This is a genomic window from Pseudomonas sp. WS 5021 (assembly GCF_012985535.1).
Lineage (GTDB): Bacteria > Pseudomonadota > Gammaproteobacteria > Pseudomonadales > Pseudomonadaceae > Aquipseudomonas.
This window is the reverse complement of sequence record NZ_JAAQWP010000005.1, coordinates 119,596-136,412: the sequence shown is the minus strand read 5'-3', so window position 1 is coordinate 136,412 and position 16,817 is coordinate 119,596. Positions and strand designations below refer to the sequence as shown.

At 61.6% G+C, this 16,817-nt stretch carries 16 protein-coding genes and 1 pseudogene; 11 read left to right on the top strand and 6 right to left on the bottom strand.

The window, feature by feature from the left end; translation table 11 throughout:
- The first annotated feature begins 4 nt into the window (after positions 1 to 4).
- Both lpdA and HBO19_RS17110 read left to right on the top strand, forming a co-directional pair.
- Positions 5 to 1,384, top strand: a complete 1,380-nt coding sequence (lpdA, locus tag HBO19_RS17115; protein WP_170057923.1) for a dihydrolipoyl dehydrogenase — start codon at positions 5 to 7, stop codon at positions 1,382 to 1,384.
- A gap of 230 nt (positions 1,385 to 1,614) precedes the next feature.
- Positions 1,615 to 2,634 (top strand): branched-chain amino acid aminotransferase, encoded by a 1,020-nt coding sequence (locus HBO19_RS17110; RefSeq protein ID WP_169956137.1) that lies wholly within the window; start codon positions 1,615 to 1,617, stop codon positions 2,632 to 2,634.
- Between the two features lie 134 nt (positions 2,635 to 2,768).
- Here HBO19_RS17110 and HBO19_RS17105 read toward each other — a convergent pair whose 3' ends face one another.
- Positions 2,769 to 3,659: a GNAT family acetyltransferase gene (locus HBO19_RS17105; protein ID WP_170057922.1), complete on the bottom strand. Its 891-nt coding sequence runs from the start codon at positions 3,657 to 3,659 to the stop codon at positions 2,769 to 2,771.
- A gap of 307 nt (positions 3,660 to 3,966) precedes the next feature.
- Here HBO19_RS17105 and HBO19_RS17100 point away from each other — a divergent pair, with 307 nt between their 5' ends.
- From HBO19_RS17100 to HBO19_RS17070, 7 genes are all read left to right on the top strand, one after another.
- A complete protein-coding gene (locus tag HBO19_RS17100) occupies positions 3,967 to 4,893 on the top strand; it encodes an arginine deiminase-related protein (RefSeq protein ID WP_170057921.1) in 927 nt (308 codons plus the stop codon).
- 11 nt (positions 4,894 to 4,904) lie between these two features.
- Positions 4,905 to 5,951 (top strand): ornithine cyclodeaminase, encoded by a 1,047-nt coding sequence (locus HBO19_RS17095; RefSeq protein WP_076962598.1) that lies wholly within the window; start codon positions 4,905 to 4,907, stop codon positions 5,949 to 5,951.
- A gap of 257 nt (positions 5,952 to 6,208) precedes the next feature.
- Positions 6,209 to 6,988, top strand: coding sequence for an ABC transporter substrate-binding protein (locus HBO19_RS17090; RefSeq protein ID WP_169956145.1), 780 nt, complete (start codon positions 6,209 to 6,211; stop codon positions 6,986 to 6,988).
- 155 nt (positions 6,989 to 7,143) lie between these two features.
- On the top strand, positions 7,144 to 7,845 hold the full coding sequence (locus HBO19_RS17085; protein ID WP_169956147.1) for an ABC transporter permease: 702 nt from the start codon (positions 7,144 to 7,146) through the stop codon (positions 7,843 to 7,845).
- Entirely contained in the window at positions 7,842 to 8,555 is a 714-nt protein-coding gene (locus HBO19_RS17080) for an ABC transporter permease (protein WP_057439424.1), read from the top strand. The genes HBO19_RS17085 and HBO19_RS17080 overlap by 4 nt, the downstream gene beginning before the upstream one ends.
- A 3-nt stretch (positions 8,556 to 8,558) precedes the next feature.
- The gene (locus tag HBO19_RS17075) at positions 8,559 to 9,401 is read left to right on the top strand and encodes an ATP-binding cassette domain-containing protein (protein WP_262377052.1); all 843 of its coding nucleotides are present in this window, start codon (positions 8,559 to 8,561) and stop codon (positions 9,399 to 9,401) included.
- Between the two features lie 14 nt (positions 9,402 to 9,415).
- Positions 9,416 to 9,913, top strand: coding sequence for an Lrp/AsnC family transcriptional regulator (locus HBO19_RS17070; protein WP_029296543.1), 498 nt, complete (start codon positions 9,416 to 9,418; stop codon positions 9,911 to 9,913).
- Between the two features lie 279 nt (positions 9,914 to 10,192).
- Here the strand turns inward: HBO19_RS17070 and HBO19_RS17065 are convergent, their stop codons facing one another.
- From HBO19_RS17065 to HBO19_RS17055, 3 genes are all read right to left on the bottom strand, one after another.
- A complete protein-coding gene (locus tag HBO19_RS17065; RefSeq protein ID WP_169956149.1) occupies positions 10,193 to 11,026 on the bottom strand; it encodes a TIGR03915 family putative DNA repair protein in 834 nt (277 codons plus the stop codon).
- Positions 11,023 to 12,243: a putative DNA modification/repair radical SAM protein gene (locus HBO19_RS17060; protein ID WP_170057920.1), complete on the bottom strand. Its 1,221-nt coding sequence runs from the start codon at positions 12,241 to 12,243 to the stop codon at positions 11,023 to 11,025. The genes HBO19_RS17065 and HBO19_RS17060 overlap by 4 nt, the downstream gene beginning before the upstream one ends.
- Before the next feature lie 136 nt (positions 12,244 to 12,379).
- Positions 12,380 to 12,724: an FKBP-type peptidyl-prolyl cis-trans isomerase gene (locus HBO19_RS17055; RefSeq protein WP_169956153.1), complete on the bottom strand. Its 345-nt coding sequence runs from the start codon at positions 12,722 to 12,724 to the stop codon at positions 12,380 to 12,382.
- A gap of 181 nt (positions 12,725 to 12,905) precedes the next feature.
- Here HBO19_RS17055 and HBO19_RS17050 point away from each other — a divergent pair.
- Positions 12,906 to 13,792: pseudogene (locus HBO19_RS17050) on the top strand (nitrilase family protein).
- 14 nt (positions 13,793 to 13,806) lie between these two features.
- A complete protein-coding gene (locus tag HBO19_RS17045) occupies positions 13,807 to 14,976 on the top strand; it encodes a hypothetical protein (RefSeq protein WP_170057919.1) in 1,170 nt (389 codons plus the stop codon).
- A 37-nt stretch (positions 14,977 to 15,013) separates the two neighbouring features.
- Here HBO19_RS17045 and HBO19_RS17040 read toward each other — a convergent pair whose 3' ends face one another.
- Together HBO19_RS17040 and HBO19_RS17035 are read right to left on the bottom strand one after the other, a co-directional pair.
- Complete coding sequence (locus HBO19_RS17040) at positions 15,014 to 15,634, bottom strand: hypothetical protein (protein ID WP_169956157.1); 621 nt, start codon at positions 15,632 to 15,634, stop codon at positions 15,014 to 15,016.
- Between the two features lie 87 nt (positions 15,635 to 15,721).
- A complete protein-coding gene (locus tag HBO19_RS17035; RefSeq protein WP_169956159.1) occupies positions 15,722 to 16,690 on the bottom strand; it encodes a hypothetical protein in 969 nt (322 codons plus the stop codon).
- Positions 16,691 to 16,817: the final 127 nt, after the last annotated feature.

The window sequence follows — 16,817 nt, the reverse complement described above, 5'->3', positions numbered from 1 at the left end:
GGGCATGACTCAGACATTACAGACCACCCTGCTGATTATCGGCGGCGGCCCCGGCGGTTATGTGGCGGCGATTCGCGCTGGCCAACTGGGCATCCCGACCATCCTGGTAGAAGGCCAGGCGTTGGGCGGCACCTGCCTGAATATCGGCTGCATTCCGTCCAAGGCGCTGATCCATGTCGCCGAACAGTTCCAGCAAACCGTGCACCTGAGCCAGGGTTCGGCCCTGGGTATCGACGTGGATGTGCCAACCCTGGACATCCGCAAGAGCGTCGAGTGGAAAGACGGGATCGTCGACCGCCTGACCACCGGGGTTGCCGCCCTGCTGAAAAAGCACAAAGTGCAGGTGATCCATGGCTGGGCCAAGATCGTCGACGGCAAGACCGTGGACGTGGGCGACCAACGTATCCAGTGCGAGCACCTGCTGCTGGCCACTGGCTCGAAAAGCGTCAACCTGCCGATGCTGCCGATTGGCGGGCCGATCATCTCGTCCACCGAAGCCCTGGCGCCGAGCCGTGTGCCAAAACGCTTGATCGTGGTCGGTGGCGGTTACATCGGCCTGGAACTGGGGATTGCCTATCGCAAGCTCGGTGCCGAGGTCAGCGTGGTCGAAGCCCAGGACCGCATCCTGCCAGCCTACGACGCCGAGCTGACGCAACCGGTGGCCGAATCCCTCAAGCAATTGGGGGTCAAGTTGTACCTCAAGCACAGCGTGACTGGCTTTGAAGGCGGCAGCCTGCAAGTACGCGATCCGGAGGGCGGCACCCTGGCCCTGGAGACCGATCAGGTACTGGTCGCCGTTGGTCGCAAACCCAACACCCAGGGCTGGAACCTGGAAGCCTTGAACCTGGCGATGAATGGCGCGGCGATCGAGATCGACAGCCGCTGCCAGACCAGCATGCGCAACGTATGGGCCATCGGCGACCTGAGCGGCGAGCCGATGCTGGCACACCGGGCCATGGCCCAGGGCGAGATGGTGGCCGAGCTGATCAGCGGTAAATCCCGCGAATTCAACCCGGCGGCGATCCCGGCGGTGTGCTTTACCGACCCGGAACTGGTGGTGGTCGGCAAGACCCCGGACGAAGCCAAGGCCGCAGGCCTGGACTGTATCGTCTCGAGCTTCCCGTTTGCGGCCAATGGCCGGGCCATGACCCTGGAGTCCAAGACCGGCTTCGTGCGGGTGGTGGCACGTCGCGACAATCACCTGATTGTCGGCTGGCAGGCGGTGGGGGTCGGCGTGTCCGAGCTGTCCACGGCCTTTGGCCTGAGCCTGGAAATGGGTGCACGCCTGGAGGATGTGGCGGGCACCATTCATGCCCACCCGACCCTGGGTGAAGCGGTGCAGGAAGCGGCGCTGCGGGCGTTGGGGCATGCGTTGCACCTGTAAAACCGTGGTGATGCTATCGCCGGCAAGCCGGCTCCTACAATCGAGCGCGTTACGCCGACCAAATGTAGGAGCCGGCTTGCCGTCGATAGCGGTGGATCAGCCAAAACAGATGCTCAATGGTCCCCCCACCCGCTCCCACACAGGCCAAGAATGAAGTATTGTTGCGCCCATCCAGAAATAAACCGAAAGCCTGCCTTCGACCAGGCGGTTGAAAAAAGATAGAGGGTGTCATGGGTAACGAAAGCATCAATTGGGACAAATTGGGTTTTGACTACATCAAGACCGACAAGCGTTTCCTCCAGACCTGGAAAGACGGCGCCTGGCAAGAAGGCACCCTGACCGAAGACAACGTGCTGCACATCAGCGAGGGCTCCACCGCCCTGCACTATGGCCAGCAGTGTTTTGAGGGCCTGAAGGCCTATCGCTGCAAGGACGGTTCGATCAACCTGTTCCGCCCGGACCAGAACGCCGCCCGCATGCAACGCAGCTGCGCCCGCCTGCTGATGCCGCAAGTGCCGACCGAAGCCTTCATCGAGGCGTGCAAGGAAGTGGTCCGCGCCAACGAGCGTTTCATCCCGCCGTACGGCACCGGCGGCGCGCTGTACCTGCGCCCGTTCGTGATCGGCACCGGTGACAACATCGGCGTGCGTACCGCGCCCGAGTTCATCTTCTCGATCTTCTGCATCCCGGTCGGCGCCTACTTCAAGGGCGGCCTGACCCCGCACAACTTCCTGATCTCCGGCTATGACCGCGCCGCGCCGAACGGCACCGGTGCCGCCAAGGTCGGTGGCAACTACGCGGCCAGCCTGATGCCCGGCTCCCTGGCGAAAAAAGCCAACTTTGCCGACTGCATCTACCTGGACCCGGCCACCCACTCGAAAATCGAAGAAGTCGGTTCGGCCAACTTCTTCGGGATCACCCACGACAACAAGTTCGTCACCCCGAACTCGCCATCGGTGCTGCCGGGCATCACCCGCCTGTCGCTGATCGAACTGGCCAAGACCCGCCTGGGCCTGGAAGTGGTCGAAGGCGACGTGCTGATCGACAAACTGGCAGACTTCAAGGAAGCCGGCGCCTGCGGTACCGCAGCGGTAATCACGCCGATCGGCGGGATCGAGTACAAAGACAAGCTGCACGTGTTCTACAGCGAAAAAGACGTCGGCCCGGTGACCCAGAAGCTCTACAAAGAGCTGACTGGCGTGCAGTCCGGCGACGTTGAAGCGCCGGCCGGCTGGATCGTCAAGGTCTAAGCCGACCCTGATTGTAGGCGCTGGCTTGTGTGGGAGCTGGCTTGCCTGCGATAGCGGACTGTCAGTCAACGCATTGGTGACTGACATATCGCTATCGCAGGCAAGCCAGCTCCCACATTTGTTTTGCGGTGGTTTCAGGATTTTGGCAGGTTCTGCGCAATCTTCTTGCCCATGCTGATCCTCGGCTCCACGCCATACCCCAGCGCCTCGTAGAACCCCACCACTGTCTCGTTGCCCAGATTGATCTGCAGGTTGATCTTCAGGCAGCCCAGGGCGATCAACGCCTGTTCCCCATGGCGCACCAGCGACGCGCCCAGGCCTTGCCGGCGATAGTCCGGATGCACGGCCACCGAATACAACCAACCACGATGCCCGTCGTAGCCTGCCATCAAGGTGCCGATCACGGTCTTGCCGTGGGTGGCGACAAAAAACAGCCCGTCCTCCACCGCAAGCTTTCTATCAATCGCCAGTTCCGGCCGGTTATGCGGGGTGTCGTAGCCAAACGCCAACTGCCAGAGCGCCGCTACCTGGGCACGATGCAGGCGGTCGCGGTAAATCCCGATGGGGTGGCGGGACGACAATACCTTCTCCATCACCAGGGTGCGCTCGTTGCCGTGGTACACATCGCGCACGGTCTGGAACCCCAGCTTGGTATAAAACGGCTCGGCGGTGAGGGACGACGGTACGCTCAATACCGTGACCCCAGCCTCACGGGCCCGCTGTTCGATAACGACCATCAGTTGGCGGCCGATGCCCTGCCCTTGCAGCGCCGGGTTGACGAACACCGAACGCACCACATTGGCGTCCAAGGCGGCGGTAGCGACGATTGCCTGATCCTGGAGTGCAACCAGCACGGTACGCCGCGTGAGCAATTGCAGCACCGCCTCTGGCGTGAAGTTGCTCGCCACCCGCGCAATCACGTCCGCCGGGTAGTCGCCGGCGTTGCTGCTGTGCAGGGCCGCCAGGATGACTTGGCTGATGCCTTCGGCATCGGTGGGTTGGGCGAGGCGGACGGCGGTAGACATGACTCCTCCTGACGGGCAGCGTTATGACAGCCACCACAATACCCATGTGTGGGCTTGTGTGGGAGCCGGGCTTGCCCGCGATGCAGGCACCTCGGTGTGTCCGCCACACCGCGGTGATGCTATCGCAGGCAAGCCAGCTCCCACACAAGCCAGCTCCTACAGGTTTGAGCGCCCCTGACAGCCGATTCGGCTGCCACACCCCTCTTTTCAGCTTTCCCGGCTGGGCCGCTCCCCTGTTTCAGCCGGGATTCTGCGGCCAGAGCGCACAAAATAGCCGCAATGCCCAACCCCATGGACCCGTGCCCCCATGCAAACCACCAATACCGTCCTGATGATCCGCCCGGCGCACTTTGCCTTTAACCCGGACACCGCGATCAACAACCGCTTCCAGCGCGCGCCCGTCGACCCGGTGGCCGCACAGCACAAAGCGCTGCAAGAGTTCGACGGTTACGTCGCCACCCTGCGCGAGCATGGCGTGGAAGTGTTGGTGGTGCAGGACACGCCCGCACCCCATACCCCGGATTCGATCTTCCCCAACAACTGGTGGAGCAGCCATGCCGACGGCAGCCTGGTGCTGTACCCGATGGAAGGCCAGAACCGTCGCCTGGAACGCAACAAAGGTGTGCTGCAAGTACTGGAGCAGCGCTTCGCGATCAAGCACACCATTGATTTCAGCCACCTGGAACAACAGAACATGTTCCTCGAAGGCACCGGCAGCATGGTCCTCGACCGCCAGCACCGCATCAGCTACGCCTGTCACTCTGGGCGCACCCATCGCGATGCGCTGCGCCAGTTCGCCGAGCGCCTGGACTATCAGGTCTGCGCCTTCCACGCCGTCGACCGCCATCACGCACCGATCTACCACAGCAACGTGATGATGAGCGTCGGCCGCGACCTGTCGGTGGTGTGCCTGGACGCGCTGCCCGAAGCCCACGAACGCCAAGGCCTGGAACGCTCCCTGCGCGACACCGGCAAAGACATCCTGGCCCTGGACTTCGACCAGTTGGAAGCCTTCGCCGGCAACATGCTGGAACTCCACGACCGCGACGGCCAGCCGCTGCTGGTGATGTCCGCCAGCGCCTGGCGCTCGCTCAAGCCGGCGCAGCGCCAGCATGTGGAGCGCCACACCCACCCAGTCGTGGTGAATATCGACAACATCGAACGCATCGGCGGCGGCAGTGCCCGCTGCATGTTGGCCGAAGTGCATCTTCCGGCCCGCGCCTCATTCCAATAAGGAGTTTTTCCATGACCCGTTATATCGACGTCAACGACCTCAGCTACCTGGTATCGCAAAAAGGCCTGCAAACCTGCATCACGGAGATGGCCGAGTACATCCGCGCCGACTACCTGCGCTGGAATGACTTCGAAAAATGCGCGCGCCTGGCCAACCACTCGCCCGAGGGCGTGATCGAGCTGATGCCGGTCTCGGATGCTTCGCTGTATGCCTTCAAATACGTCAACGGCCACCCGAAAAATACCCAGAGCGGCATGCTCACGGTCATGGCGTTCGGCGCCCTGGGAGATGTGGACACCGGCAAGCCGGTGCTGCTCAGCGAGATGACCCTGACTACCGCGATCCGCACTGCCGCCACTTCGGCCCTGGTCGCGCGCTACCTGGCACGGGACAACAGCCGCAGCATGGCGTTGATCGGCAATGGCTCGCAAAGTGAATTCCAGGCCCTGGCGTTCCATGCCTTGCTGGGCATCAATGAGATCCGCCTGTTCGATATCGATTCCAAGGCCATGCACAAGCTGGCGAACAACCTCAAGGCTTTCCCGGCGATCAAAGTGACCCTGGCCGCAAGCGTTGCCGAGGCGGTGAAAGGTGCCGATATCGTCACCACCGTCACTGCCGACAAGGCCTACGCCACCATCCTTACCGACGACATGATCGAGCCCGGCATGCACCTCAATGCCGTCGGCGGCGACTGCCCCGGCAAGACCGAGCTGGACCGGCGCATTGTCGAGCGCGCGCGGGTGATCGTCGAGTACGAACCGCAAAGCCGTATCGAAGGCGAAATCCAGCATATGCCCGAGGACTCGCCGGTCACCGAGCTGTGGCAAGTGATCAACGGCCAGAAGCCGGGCCGGGAAAACGCGCGCCAGGTCACCCTGTTCGACTCGGTGGGTTTTGCCCTCGAAGACTACTCGGCCCTGCGTTATGTGCTGGATGTGGCCAAGGCCCTGGACGTGGGCAGCGAGCTGGAACTGGTGCCGGACCTGGCCGACCCCAAGGATCTGTTCGCACGCCTGGCCCAGCAACCGGTCGCACAGCACAAAAAGCGCGCCTGAAACCGCTCTGGCCTGCCGCTTTGCGCGAGCGGCGGGCCGTAAATCCTGATTTGAAAAGCCGATATACAGGGTGTTGCAGCCGATTCTGCTGCAACCGGTGTTTTAACAGCGTATTCCGCGTGCCAACGCCTAGGTAAACGACACAAAAAACGCACCATCATGAAGCATTCTGAGCGCGACCAAAGAGTCAGCAAATGAATGCATGCCGCACCCTTTCTACTGCCCTGACATCAATTACAAAATATAGGGAAAACACCATGACTCCGCTCCGATCACTCGTCGCCGCGCTGCTCCTGCCTTTGTGCGCCACCGCCGTCCAGGCCCAGGAATGGAAAGAAATCCGTTTCGGCGTGTTCCCCGAGTACCCACCCTTTGAATCCGTGGCCGCCGACGGCAGCCTGCAAGGTTTCGACATTGAGTTGGGCAACGCCATCTGCGCCAAGCTTGAAGTCAAATGCACCTGGGTCCACAACGAATTCGACGGCATGATCCCGGCACTGCGTGCGCGCAAGTTCGACGCCATTATGTCCTCGATGGCCGTGACCCCGGCCCGGCAAAAACAGATCGACTTCAGTGACCGTCTGTTCCTCAGCCCCACCTCAGTGATCACCCGCAAGGGTGCAGGCTTCGGCGACACCCCAGAATCCCTCAAGGGCAAACAGGTGGGTGTGCTCCAGGGCTCGCTGCAAGAAGCCTACGCCCGTGCTCACCTGGCCAAGCTCGGTGCCCAGGTCAAGGCGTATCAGTCCCAGGACCAGAACTACGCCGACCTGCAAAACGGCCGCCTCGACGCGACGCTGACCGACAAGCTCGAAGCCCAGCTCAACTTCTTGTCCAAGCCTGAAGGCGCCGACTACCAGTCCGGCCCGGCCTTCAAGGACCCGACCTTGCCGCTGGACATCGCCATGGGCCTGCGCAAGAACGACCAGGAGTTGCTGGCACTGATCAACAAGGGCATCGCGGCCATCCAGGCTGATGGCACTTACTCGCTGATCCAAAAGAAATACTTCGGTGACGAAGATATCTATCACGAATAACGTCAGTAGATAGCCTCTCCCCCTGTAGGAGCGAGCTTGCTCGCGAAAAACTCAAGATCGCCACCGGGTACCCGTTTTACCCGGTCATCGTTGACGATTTTCGCGAGCAAGCTTGCTCCTACAAAGGGAAACCGTGCCCATCGAGATCTCCCTTCATGAATGAACTCCTCAACCTGCAAGGCTTCGGCCCGCTGTTGGCCCAGGGTGCCTGGATGACCATCAAGCTGGCGTTCCTCGCGCTGGTCCTGAGCCTGACCCTGGGCTTGATCGCCGCCGGTGCCAAGCTGTCCAGCCACAAGCTGTTGCGCATCCCGGCCACGCTCTACACCACCTTGATCCGCAGCGTGCCGGACCTGGTGCTGATCCTGCTGATCTTCTACAGCCTGCAACTGTGGCTCAATGACCTGACCGAGATGCTCGGCTGGAATTACTTCGAAATCGATCCATTCACCGCAGGCGTGATCACCCTGGGCTTTATCTACGGTGCGTATTTCACCGAGAATTTTCGCGGCGCCATGCTCAGTGTGCCGGTGGGCCAACTGGAGGCGGCAACCGCCTACGGCTTGAGCCGCTGGCAGCGCTTTCGGCTGGTAATGTTCCCGCAGTTGATGCGGTTTGCGTTGCCGGGGCTGGGCAATAACTGGCTGGTGCTGCTCAAGTCCACGGCGCTGGTGTCGATCATCGGCCTGGCAGACCTGGTCAAGGCCGCGCAGAACGCCGGCAAAACCACCAACGACCCGTTGTACTTCCTGATCCTCGCGGGCCTGGTGTACCTGGTGATCACCACCCTTTCCAACCGCATCTTCAAGCGCCTGGAACGGCGCTACAACGTTGGCATCAAAGGGGTGGCGCGATGATTGAACTGATCCAGCAATACGGCCTGGCGTATCTGTGGACCGATGGCTCGGGGTTTTCCGGGGTGGCCATGACCTTGTGGCTGTTTATTGTGTCGGTGATCCTCGGGTTTTTCCTGTCGATCCCGTTGGCAATTGCCCGCGTCAGCGAGCACTTCTGGCTACGCTGGCCGGTGGAGGTCTACACCTATCTGTTTCGCGGCACGCCGCTGTATATCCAGTTGCTGATTTGCTACACCGGCCTGTACAGCCTGGAGGTGGTGCAGGACAACGCCCTGCTCAACCAGTTTTTCCGCAATGCGTTGAACTGCACCCTGCTGGCCTTTGTGCTCAACACCTGCGCCTACACCGTGGAGATCTTCGCCGGGGCCATTCGCAATATTCCCCACGGCGAGATTGAAGCAGCACGGGCCTACGGCTTGCACGGCTGGCGGATGAACCTGTTCGTGGTGATTCCCGCCGCGCTGCGCCGCGCGTTGCCGGCCTACAGCAACGAAATGATCCTGATGCTGCACGCCACGTCCCTGGCGTTTACCGCAACCATCGCCGACATCCTCAAGGTGGCCCGCGACGCCAACGCCGAAACGTTCCTCACGTTCCAGGCCTTCGGCATTGCCGCGCTGCTGTACATGCTGCTGTCCTTTGCATTGGTGGGCCTGTTCCGACTGGCCGAACGACGCTGGATGCGCTTTCTTGTCCCGACCCGAGGCTAACCCATGAATCAGTCCGCACAGGCCCTGGCCGCTCATCCCACCCACGTTGCCGCGCCCCGCCCGAGCGTGGTGGCGGCCGGCGCCAACGTCAAACTCAAGGTCGAAGACCTGCATAAAAGCTATGGCGACCATGAAGTGCTCAAGGGTGTTTCGCTCAACGCCAGCAAGGGCGATGTGATCAGCCTGATCGGCGCCAGCGGCTCCGGCAAAAGCACCATGCTGCGCTGCATCAACTTCCTCGAACAACCCGACGCCGGGGTGATCACCCTGGACGGCATCAGCATTGAAATGCGCCCGGGCCGCGCAGGCGTGCAGGCGCCGCACCAGGCGCAACTGCAGAACCTGCGCACGCGCCTGGCCATGGTGTTCCAGCACTTCAACCTGTGGAGCCACATGACCGTGCTGGAAAACATCTGCATGGCACCGCGCCGGGTGTTGGGCGTCAGTGCCGCCGAGGCAGAAAAACGCGCGCGGATGTACCTGGATAAAGTGGGCCTGCCGGGCCGGGTCGCCGACCAATACCCGGCATTTCTCTCCGGTGGCCAGCAACAGCGCGTGGCCATCGCCCGGGCCCTGGCCATGGAGCCGGAGATTATCCTGTTCGACGAACCGACCTCGGCACTCGACCCAGAGCTTGTAGGGGAAGTCCTAAAAGTCATACAGACGTTGGCAGAGGAAGGTCGTACCATGCTCATGGTCACCCACGAAATGGGCTTTGCCCGGCAAGTGTCCAGCCAGGTGCTGTTCCTGCATCAGGGCCGCGTCGAAGAACAAGGCAGCGCCGAGATCCTCGACCATCCCAACAGCGAACGCTTGCAGCAATTTCTCTCCAACCGCTTGAAGTGAACACAGAATCGACCATGGATACCAAGGCCAACGGACCCCATTCCTCCCCTGCGCTGGATCGCATCGATGAAGCCATCATCGATGTACTGCGCCATCAGGGGCGAATCACCTACGAGAAGCTGTCTTCGCTGGTGCACCTGACGCCCAGGCCCTGCCTGGAACGGGTGCGCAAGCTGGAACGGCGCGGGGTGATCCGCGGCTATGGCGCGATCATCGATGTGCAGATGGTCTCGCCGGGATTGTCGTTGCTGGTGCTGGTGGCCTTGTCGAACCAGAGCGGGCGCTCGGCGCAAAAAGCCTTCGAAGCTTGCGTCAAGGCCTGCCCGCAGGTGTTCGAATGCCAACTGATCAGCGGCCCCTTCGACTACAGCCTGCGCATGCGCTGCCGGGACATGGAGCACTACCGCGTGCTGACGGAAACCTGGTTGAACAACGACGAGCTGCACATCGACAAACTGGTGGCCCATCCAGAGCTGGCGGTGGTGAAAAACACCGCGACTGAGCTGGCCTGAACCCCATCGCCTCACACGATGCAGATAAGATGTGGGGGGTGGGCTGGTGTGGGGGCTGGCCTGTGTGGGAGCTGGCTTGCCTGGGAGCTGGCCTGTGTGGGAGCTGGCTTGCCTGGGAGCTGGCCTGTGTGGGAGCTGGCTTGCCTGCGATGCAGACGCCTCGGTCTATCAGCTATACCGAGGTGACGCTATCGCAGGCAAGCCAGCTCCCACACAAGCCAGCCCGCCATATGCTTCCCATATGTTTCCCATATGTTTCCCATATGTTTCCCACACGTTTTAACCCTGCCCGCTTGAAATCCGCTTGCCAGGGCGCTCACCAATCAGCTTCGCCTGCCCATCCCGCTGCTTGCCCGTCCGCGCCTCGCTGATCAACCCCGGTATCAACTTGCCCTCCGGCAAATTTTTCCAGAACCGGCTCGGCAGGTGACCTTCCATGACCTTGGGATTCAACCGCGCCGGGTTGAAGATATGGCTGTAATAGGTCAGCCACATGGCACTGTGCGGGTCTTCGACATTCTGCGCCAACTGCTGCCATTGCTCCGGGCACTGGCGTTGATGGATCAACTGCTCACCGTCGTAATACACCCCATCCAGGGGCGTCGCGATCATCCAGCGATGGCGGCCCATGCGCCCGACAAAGTGCTGGCTGGCACTGTGCAGAATGTCGTGGGCCGGCTCGTGCCACGCCACATACTCCGGCAGTTGCGGTCCCGCGGCTTGCGGCAGGGCAATAAAACGTACAAACGCATGCAGGTGATGGGCCTCACGCCGTACCTGCTTGATCCGTCGCTGCAGCTCGCTGCCCAGTTGATCCCCCGCCATCATCGCCGTGCGGTCACCATGGCTGACGCGCCACAGCACTTCATACAACAGGCTCCAGCGCTGTTCGCCGTGGTAACAGGCGGCGCTTTCCAGCAGCTCCAGCAGGGCCTTGGGAATGCGCGCCTGGAACGGGCCATTGTGCGGGGGGTAGTGCTCATCGGTGGCGAACAGGTCCGCCACTTCCGCTTCGCCCCAACACACATGGCTGGGGTCGATCTGATGACTGAGCAGCCAGCGCGCCTGCTCGCGCCAGGTGCTGAACAGGTTGTCGCATTCCAGGCTGATCATCCCCACAACCCCATCTGTTGCGGTTGCGGGCGGTCGCGCAGTTGCTCGCGCAGCAGCACGCTGGTGCTTTCTGCTTGCTGGGGGTGGTAGTCGCTGGTGATGAAAAACGGCTTGGCCTTGCTCAACACACAGCGCATGCGTGCCAGGTCTTCAAAACGGATCTTGCGTTGCCGGCGCAGCTCCACCAGGCGCTCGGTGGTGCGCAGGCCAATCCCCGGGATACGCGCGATCAACGTCGCCTCGGCGCGGTTCAGGTCCAGCGGGAACACCTCGCGATGTTCCAGGGCCCAGGCCAGCTTGGGATCGATGTCCAGCGCCAGATCCCCCGGCCCCGCGAACAACTCATTGGCGCGAAACCCGTAACTGCGCAGCAGGAAATCCGCCTGGTACAACCGGTGCTCGCGCATCAATGGCGGCGCCGCCAGAGGCACGCTTTTCGGGCTATTGGGAATCGGGCTGAAGGCCGAGTAATACACCCGGCGCAGCTTGAAGTTGCCATACAACGCCTCGGCCCCGTGGAGGATGGTGCTGTCGTCCGTGTCATCGGCGCCGACAATCATCTGGGTGCTTTGCCCGGCCGGGGCGAAACGCGGTGCCCGTGGCTCGTTGAGCACGGTTTGCTCACCGGTGAAAATCGTCTGCATCGCCTGCTTGATCGAACCGATCTGCTTCTCCGGCGCGAGGATCTGCAGGCTTTTATCAGTGGGCAATTCGATGTTCACGCTCAAGCGATCGGCATACCGCCCGGCCTCGGCAATCAACGCAGGATCGGCTTCGGGGATGGTCTTGAGGTGGATATAACCGCGAAAGTCATGCTCCTCACGCAGCAACTTGGCGACCCGCACCAATTGCTCCATGGTGTAGTCCGCCGAACGGATGATCCCCGAGCTGAGAAACAGCCCGCTGACGCAATTGCGCCGGTAGAAGTCCAGGGTCAGGCTCACCACCTCCTCCGGGCTGAACCGTGCACGGGGCACGTCGCTGGAGCGGCGGTTGACACAGTATTGGCAGTCGTAGAGGCAGAAATTGGTCAGCAGCACCTTGAGCAACGACACACAGCGCCCGTCGGGCGTGTAGCTGTGGCAGATGCCCATGCCATCGCTCGACCCCAGCCCGGCCTTGCCCTCGGAGGTGCGCTTGGGCGCCCCGCTGCTGGCGCAGGACGCGTCGTACTTGGCGGCATCGGCGAGGATGCTGAGTTTTTCGATCAACGGCATGGCGGGCCACCCAATACTGTATTTTTGTACAGTATCAGCAGCAGCACCCGCCATTCAAGGGGAGACAGGCGAACGGTAGAACAAATCACCGTAGGAGCAAGCAAGCCGGCTCCTACGATTGCATGGTGTCAGGCCGTCAATCGTCGCGCGTCAGCACTTCCAGCAACTCAATCTCGAAATGCAGATTGCTATGGGGCTTTATATGCGCGCCCATCGTCCGCTCGCCATAAGCCAGATGCGCCGGCACAAACAGCTTGCGCACGCCACCGACCTTCATCCCCATCAGGCCCTGGTCCCAGCCTTTAATAACGCGACCGCTACCGATCACACACTGAAACGGTTTGCCCCGCTCCCAGGACGAATCAAACACCGTGCCGTCTTCCAGGGTGCCGGTGTATTGGGTGGTGATCAGCGCACCCTTGACCACGGTTTTGCCGTCGCCTTGGCGGATGTCGGTGATTTGCAGTTCTTCGGTGCTCATGGGGGTCTCGTTGGGTTCACACTGGCGGGCTTTTTCCCAGAATCCAGCGTCTTTGGCAAGTGCCCTCTAAAGGATCCAGACTACACCCCAGCCAGAAGCGCCTGACTTAACCCTGTCCATTTTTTCCCCTCTTATAAAAAACCAACCACCCCGGTTGTATAAAAATAAGAGGTCACCCCCAATGAACGAATCAACAAGCCCCGTCCGTGTCGCTGTGGTGCAGTTCGATCCCCAGGTCGGTCTGGACAACCGCGAAGACAATCTTCAGCGCAGCCTGGCCTTGGCCGCGGAGGCGGTCGGTGGTGGGGCTAATCTGATCGTGCTGCCGGAGTTGTCGAACTGCGGTTACTTCTTCCGCAGCCGCCAGGACGCATTCGAGCATGCCGAGGCCATTCCCGGCGGGAGCAGTGTGCAGGCCTGGATGGCGTTTGCCGCCACCCATCAGGTGTATCTGGTGGCGGGCCTGGATGAGATCGATGGCCGGCAGTTGTTCAATACCGCAGTACTGCTGGGCCCGGATGGGTTGATCGGTAAGTATCGCAAGGCCCATTTGTGGAACCTGGAAAAGTTGTGGTTCACCCCCGGCAACCTGGGTTTTCCGGTATTTGAAACGCCTATCGGGCGCATTGGCCTGTTGATCTGCTGGGATATCTGGTTCCCGGAAGTGCCACGGATCCTCAGCCAGCAAGGCGCCGATATCATTTGCAGCCTCAACAACTGGGTGTGGACGCCGTCGCCGCTGTTCGACGAGGCCGGCAAATGCATGGCGTCGTACCTGACCATGACCGCCGCCCATGTCAATAACGTGTTTATCGCCGCTGCCAGCCGTATCGGTGAGGAGCGCGATGCGCGCTACCTGGGGTGTTCGCTGATCGCCGGGACCAATGGCTGGCCTATCGGCAAGGTGGCGTCGGCCAACCGCCAGGAAATCCTGTTCGCCGATATCGACCTGACCAGCGCCCGCAGTGCGCCGATCTGGAACAGCCTCAACGACCTGCACCGTGACCGGCGCCATGATCTGTACGATCAGATGCTCGGCTATTCCATCACCCTGCCCTGCCACGCTGAAGGGAGGGTGGGTCATGGAAAATCTATTCATCAAGCCCGGGACCGCGCGATCTCAAGTCGATAAGGCGATCATCGCATTGGTGTTCATCAGTGCCTTGCTGATCCTCTGGACGGCCCTCACACATCAGGGCTCCTGGCCCGGCTACGGCGATATGGTGGCAGGCTTACCCGAGCCAATCGCCTGGCTGCGCTGGGTATTGGGGGATATCAGCGAGGTAGCCTTCTACAAGCATGAACTGGCTTCCCTTGGGTTGCTGGCGGGTGCGTACCTGGCCTGGTGGGCCAGCCGCACCGGCAGGCGCTGGCAGGGTTTTGCGATTTGCTACGGCAGTGGGCTGTGGCCGTGGCTGGTGACCAGTTCCCTGCTGGGCCTGCTGTTGAGCAATCTGTTGTGGGGGTGGACGCTCACTGCGGACACCTGGCAGCCCACCTTCGCCGCGTTTGTTTCCCTGCCGGCGGCGATGGTGCTGATGTTTGGTGGCGGCTGGAAGGTCACCCTCAACGGCGCGTTGCTGGGTGCGCTGTTGGTCACGCCGATGTGCTTGCTGATCGTCAATTTTGTCTGTGTACCGCTGGAGTTACCGGTGGTGATTGGCAACGTACTGGGCATGGCGGCGGGCAGTGTGATGGCCTTTGTCGTTTGTCGTTGCGTTCCGATTCTGGTGCGTTCGGACTTTATCGCCGCGGACAAACCGTTGCCGCTCAAGCCGCCAACCTATGGCCTGGGCTGGAGTTTGCGCAGGGTCTTGGCGGACTTTTCCGAAGCGCCGTTCTTCGGCAATGAGTGGGCCAGCCTTGGCCTGCTGGCGGGGGTCCTGCTGGCGTATGCCTTGAACCCATTGAGCGCTGCCTATGGTTCGGGACTGGTGCTGCAACTGATCGGTGCCCAGGCGCTGACATCGGCATTGGGCGTGCTGATCTGGCGCAGTCAGTGGATCAAGCGCGGTTGGTATCCCACCTATGTGCCGCTGGTGTCGGTCGTACCGGCGGCGGTGTTGACCCATGGCGGAAGTTGGATGGTGGTCGGTTCGAGCGCGTTGCTCGGCGCGCTGATTGCACCACCGCTGGCCTGTGCCATTGCGGGCCGGCTGCCGGCACACGTTCATCCGTATATCGGCAATGTGATCTCGATGGCGTTGAGCACATTATTGATTGTGCCCATCGTTGGCAGGCTGATCGCGTAAACACGCGGGTCAGGCTCATGAGCCTGACCCGCTGGCCTCACAACCAGCGCCAGAACCGCCCCCAGAACCCCCGCTCCAGATCCGCCTTGCACCCCGCATACTGGCGCGCATACAGATCGGAGCGGGCCTTGACCTTGCCGGCTACCGGCAACAGCCACGCCTTGCTGGCGTAGGTGCGGTTACGGTAGCCGCCCCAGCCTTCGTGGTAGTTGAGGTATTGGCCATAGGCGTCGTATTTGTATACGCCGTTGATGCTGGCGGTCTTGTCCATGTACCAGCCGACAAAGTCGATGGCATCGTCGAAGTCCTGGCGGCTGGCCCAGTTGCGGCCGGTGCTTTTCTGGTAGTCGCCCCACACTTCATCCTTGGCCTGGGCGTAGCCGGCTGCGGTGCTGACGCGGCCCCAGGGAATGATCCATAGCAGGTACTTGCGCGGGGTCTTGGCGTTCTGCCGGAAGCCCGATTCCTGATACATGATGGCGAACGGCACCTGAATCGGCACACCCCAGCGCTTCTGGGTGACTTTGGCCGCGTCGTACCAGTCGTCCTTTTCGCGGAAGATGCCGCAGATGTCGTCAGGGGTGCGTGGCGGTGAAGTGCCGCACGCCGCCAACAGGGTGGTGAATAGCAGGAGGGCTGTGGTTTTTAGCGGGGTCAAAAGCTTACCTTTGCATGAGCGCGTAAAAAAACCGACAGTTTACGCGCTCACGCAAGGTGTTGTGGTTACGGCATCAATGAGCCTTGATCAAGCCACGGGTACTTTGCGGGTCGAAATGGCCAGGCGACCGATGCCAAAGCTCAATGCGGCGCCCAGTACCAATATCAACAAAGTGCTCCACGCCGCGCGGGACAGTTGCTTGGCCGCCACTTCGCCAGCTTCACGAGCCTTTTGTTCGGCTTGGGCTTTCAGTTCTTCGACTTTCTGCACGGCCTGCTGATACGCCTGGGCATAGTTTTCGACGATCTGGCTAGCCTCGGCCTGGCTCTTGCCGGTGCGGGCAGCGACGATGTTGACCAGCGCCTCTTTGTCCGCTGCATTCAACGCAGGCTCACCCGAAGCTTTGACGCGTTCGAACCATTGCTTGAGCTCAGTCGCAGCCTGGGCCGGGTTGGTGGCGGCATCAGTAGCCGCTTGCTGGCCGTCTGCCGCTGCCTGGTCGGCTTTTTGTTCGACATTGGCCGGATCCAGTTCAGCCTTGCCGCTTTGCTTGAGCAAGGTGTCGAGTTCGCCCTGCAAGCTATCCCAATCCAGGCTGATGCCCTTCTCGTTCAACTGCTGCTTGACGCTGTCGCTGATGCCGGGGGCTACCGCAGCAATTCCGCTGCCGGCCGCCGACAGGCCTTTGCCGACCACATTGCCCGCTGCGCCGACCACGCTGGTGGCCAATGCCGCCAGCAGCCAGGTGGTGAGCAAGGTGGTGATGGTCCAGCTCAGGACGCCGTGCAGGCCGCCGCGATCCGGGGCGGTGCGGCCGGCGACGAAGGCGCCCACGCCAATCGCCAACAGTGTGGAGACAAACAGCCAGATCCCGGCACCGGTGCCAAAACCGCTCAGCGGGTTACCCGCCGCCATGGGGTCGACTGCACTGGCGCCGATGGCGGTACCCAGCACGCTCAGCACCAGGTAGGTCACCAGGGCAATTGCACTACCGGCCAGTACCGAGCCCCAGGACACTCGAAAAGGCGAGCGGTTGGTTTCATACAAAGTGGTCATGATCGTTCCTTGGACAAGTGAGTAGGCCGTCAGTGTGTCGAGGCCGGAGGTTGCGGTCTCGGCACAATTGCACTAGGGCAACTGGTGCATTCGCACCCCGCCAAGCCGAATCGGTCTGCACTATGCT